Below are 4,029 nucleotides of genomic sequence, written 5' to 3'. Positions count from 1 at the left end.
CGTTCTATTTTTGTGCCTTCTTTGGCATCTTCGAGCAGTTGATCGGCTTGCTGTTTCGCAGAGGCTAAGATTGCGCCAGCTTGTCGTTCTGCTTCTAAATCCCTTTGCACATCTCGCAGCGCTAATTCTTGGCTGGCGGCTAAAAAAGCATAATCCTCGACGCTTAAGCTTTTATCGGCTGACCACTGCAAGGATTCCTGCAATGCCTGCCCTCGCAATAGCCGTGATTCATCCTGACGATTGGATGCTAACCAGGTAGCGATCGCTTGACTGTATGGTCTTAGATTAGCTAGTTCATTCTCAACCCAATTCTTGTTAAAAACAGCCTCATAAATGCGGTTATAGACTCTTAAACTCCCTTGCTGCTTAACTACCAACCCACTCAGCCTTAATTCCACTTGTTCGGGACTCTCATCAGCGGCAATTTCACCCTGTTGTAAGATTTGCTGATACAGTCCCAGCAATCTACCAGCGCGTTGCTCATTTGAAAGGACGCGATCGCGAATTGTCCTTAAATGCTCCGGTTCATCCTGCGCTTCCCAGTTGTCGATTACGTACCGTTGCACTAATTGCTCAATATTCGGCTGTCTGCCATCTGACTTCTCTACAACTAGCTGGCACAATTTCTGAGTAAGAAAGGGTTGTCCAGCCGTCCAAGTCAACACTTCTTGTACAACCTTTTCAGGATTGTCTACCTGATGTGTCAATCCCTCGGTTAAAGACGACCTAGCTTCCTTCAGCCTAAACCCTGTCAGCTCAATTGGCCGACCAATATTAAATGGCGTCCGCTGTTTATCCGCAATCAGATCTGATGGCGTCGCCACTCCCAGAAGACAAAAGGTGAGACGCAGATATTCTGAATTGTCCACACGCTGGTTATAACAGGCGCGGATAAAGGCAAAAAAATCGTCCTTGAATGTGATTTTCAGAATACTATCGATTTCATCCAAAAAAATAACAATATTTTGGTCGAATTCTACCAGTATCACATCCTCAATAACCTCTCTCAAGCGCTGCAAGGGGGGTAATAACTCCCTTTCCCGCCACCAGCTACTAAAATTCACCTTTTTTGTGAGTCCGAAGCCCCTCAATAATTCCGAGACAACTCCCGCATACCACTCTGCTGGGGTGACATAGCTGCCAATCCTCGTCATATCAATTGAGGCACATTTAAACCCTTGCTCCTTGAGCTGCTTCATCATCTGAACCCGCAAGCTCGACTTGCCCATCTGTCGCGAGTTCAAGACATAGCAAAACTCTCCATTCTTCAACCCTTCATAGAGGTCAGAATCAGCTTTCCTTCTAACATAGGTAGGATGCTGATACTCTAGACTTCCTCCAACTTTGTAGTAGTTGTCATCTGACATATAATTACATCTATATGCTCTGTTTCAATTTTCCGTTTAATCAACTCCATCCCTTATCCCAGATAAACTTTCCTACTTGGTGAATTGACTGGTAACAACCAAATTCGCTTCAGGAAAAGGGGAGTCATCAACAGGCTGTAGACATATAGGGCGATTGTAACGAGCAAATAGCTTTTGAACCCCAACGTATTTACGCTTTTCAATATACATCCACAGTTTTTTCCTAACTTCTGAATCTGGGTAGTTGTGGATAATTTCAAGCCAAGAATCTATATAAGTTTCCAGTCCTTCCTTCGTTATAACCTTAGATTCAATCAGATTGTTAAATCGTTCCAGATTATCTAAAACTCTATCAAAATTGTCTCTTATAGCTGCATTGATATAAGCCTGGTCTGCCTTCCTAGGTTTTTGTATATCCTCATCTAAGCCTTCATCTTCCAGAGAATCTAAAGCCTCGCATAATCCTTGATTTTTGACAAGGACAAACTTATTTTTAGAATTTTCTGCATCGGGGAATAACTTGATATTGCGGTCGTTGCTAGCCAACATTCGCATGACGTTGATGGTTTCCTGTCGCATCTCAAATTCTTTAACTTCACGGGCAATAAACTCATAAATTCTCCATTTCTGGGTTTCCAGATATTGGGGAATTAAAAAGATGGTTGCGACAATTGTGCAAATGATTGTTATCAATAATTGCAAAAGTTGTAGGTTCTGTAGGTTATCTTTGAGCAGGATGCTTGGAGAAAATTTTGCGCTATGGGTGTCGGCTTTGTTGAGATTGACCCCTGAAAGTTTGGCTTGTATGAGGTTGGCTTGCCTTAGGGTTGTACTCGTTACATTGGCTCCAGTCAAATCCGCGCCAACTAAGTTAGCCCGCTCCAGGTTAGCTTGGGATAAAATGGCTCCGCGCAGGTTAGCATCAACCAGGTTAGCACCGTACAAATCTTTCCCACTCAAATCTGCACCCACTAGATTGCATCCCGGACAGTTTTTAGTATCCAGCAACTGTTGAATCTGTGCGGGATTGGCAGCTAGCACAGGTGTTGCTAAACACGAGATAAGGTATGGTGCGATCGCCGCTATAATTGCGAGTTTCATTGATTTTCTTGTTTTAATTGCTCAGGCGTTCTCGAAAATACTGCTGATACAACTGACAGCGTGGCGTCACGCGATCGCCAATTCGTTTAATCAGCCCCATGCTATATAACTTATACGCCTGCATCGTCTCTAAGCGCACGGATTCAGCCGCCGTTACAACCTGTTGCAGTGCTGCGGCAAGTTGGGAATTTTCCTTAAGAGTTCTCCAGTGTCGGCGCAAATGCTCTTCATAAATTCCGGCATCGGTTGGAGCATCTTGCAACAATTGCTCTAGCGTTAAATCCTGGTATGCAAGATTATAAAGCGCTAACCGCACAAGATAGGGATGCCCTCCCACCATTGCCATGAGGTGCTGTACTTGGGTTTCTTGCCAATCGAGTTGATGACGCTGTGCCAAATCCTTTACCTGCTCTGGAGTAAACTCGGTTAACTCCACCGGCAACCCAACATTAAACGGCGATTGATTGATATCTAATGGCCCATAATCTTCCGTAGAATGCACTACAACCAAACGCAGTTGTTCCCAAATATCAATTGTTTTTGCTTCCTCATGCCAACTTCTCAGCATGGGAAAAAAGCCTTGAGCGATTTCCGCAGATTGAAAAACGCGATCGACTTCATCCAATGCTAAGACTAAGGGACTGTCGATTTGCTCCAACAGATGGGCTTCAAAATAGGTGGTACAATTAACAATACTGCCCCGATCCTCATCCCAATAATCACCCAATTGAGAGGGTAAGTTTAGCTTGTGGCTGACACAGGCACAGAACCAGCGCAGAAATTTATCGAGGCTGCTAAATACTGCTCCCTCAGCTTGCAGTAGGTTCAGACGGACTGTTCGATAACCCTCGTTCACGGCGCGATCGACAATGCGATCGAGGAGTGATGTTTTACCCATCTGCCTGGGTGCTTTAATGCGAATTAACGCTCCAGCTTGGGTAATTGTCTGGCAGGAGCGAGATTCAATCGGAGGGCGATCGACATAAAATATAGAAGTCAGAGCAACTGGCCCTTCTGGTACTTCTGGCACGGGTATTGACTTTGGAGGGTGTTTAGAGGCTTGCCACGGTGGAGATGGATGTGGCACACTTTCTTTTAAGTCCTCACCTGTCACTTGTTTCGACTTTTCTGGTCGGCGGCGTTCCCACTCCACATCAAACCGCTTTAGGTTGGCTTCTTTATCGTACCGTCTGTGCCAAAGCTTTAAGGTGAAGTGCCAGTCTTCTGAACCCTGTGTTGTGGCTCGGTTGTCTTCCAGAATCTCCAAAAACTTTTCAAGTCGATGGAGTGCTTCCTTGATTTGCTCTTTCTTTAACTTGCCATCGGGTTGAGCTTTGGCAGTCAATTCTTCAAGGAATCTTACCTTTGTCTCAACAACGAGCTCGCTGTCTGTCTTCCAGTTGAATTTAATCTGTATCCGTTCACAATTCTCTAATTCATGATTGGCATAAGCCAGCAGTGCCTCTAAAAGGCGTTTTGTCTGCTTTTTCGCTTCAGGGCCGTAGTGCTGTCTCGGCATTGATGCTATTCAACCTTATATAAAAGTTTGGGGAATCCCCTA

3 protein-coding genes are annotated in these 4,029 nt (G+C 44.8%); all 3 read right to left on the bottom strand.

Annotation, left to right across the window (positions count from 1 at the left end; genetic code table 11):
- Positions 1-1,367 (bottom strand): AAA-like domain-containing protein (locus V6C93_RS30590; RefSeq protein WP_333480453.1); only part of this gene is annotated, 1,367 nt, incomplete at its 3' end.
- 72 nt (positions 1,368-1,439) lie between these two features.
- Positions 1,440-2,468, bottom strand: coding sequence for a pentapeptide repeat-containing protein (locus V6C93_RS30585; RefSeq protein ID WP_333480452.1), 1,029 nt, complete (start codon positions 2,466-2,468; stop codon positions 1,440-1,442).
- 13 nt (positions 2,469-2,481) lie between these two features.
- Positions 2,482-3,987, bottom strand: coding sequence for an AAA-like domain-containing protein (locus tag V6C93_RS30580; protein ID WP_333480451.1), 1,506 nt, complete (start codon positions 3,985-3,987; stop codon positions 2,482-2,484).
- Between the last annotated feature and the right edge of the window lie 42 nt (positions 3,988-4,029).

Source organism: Allocoleopsis sp., assembly GCF_036703385.1.
In the GTDB taxonomy this organism is placed as follows: Bacteria; Cyanobacteriota; Cyanobacteriia; order Cyanobacteriales; family Coleofasciculaceae; genus Allocoleopsis.
Note: the sequence above shows the minus strand (reverse complement) of the source record. Positions and strands in the feature narration are given on the sequence as shown.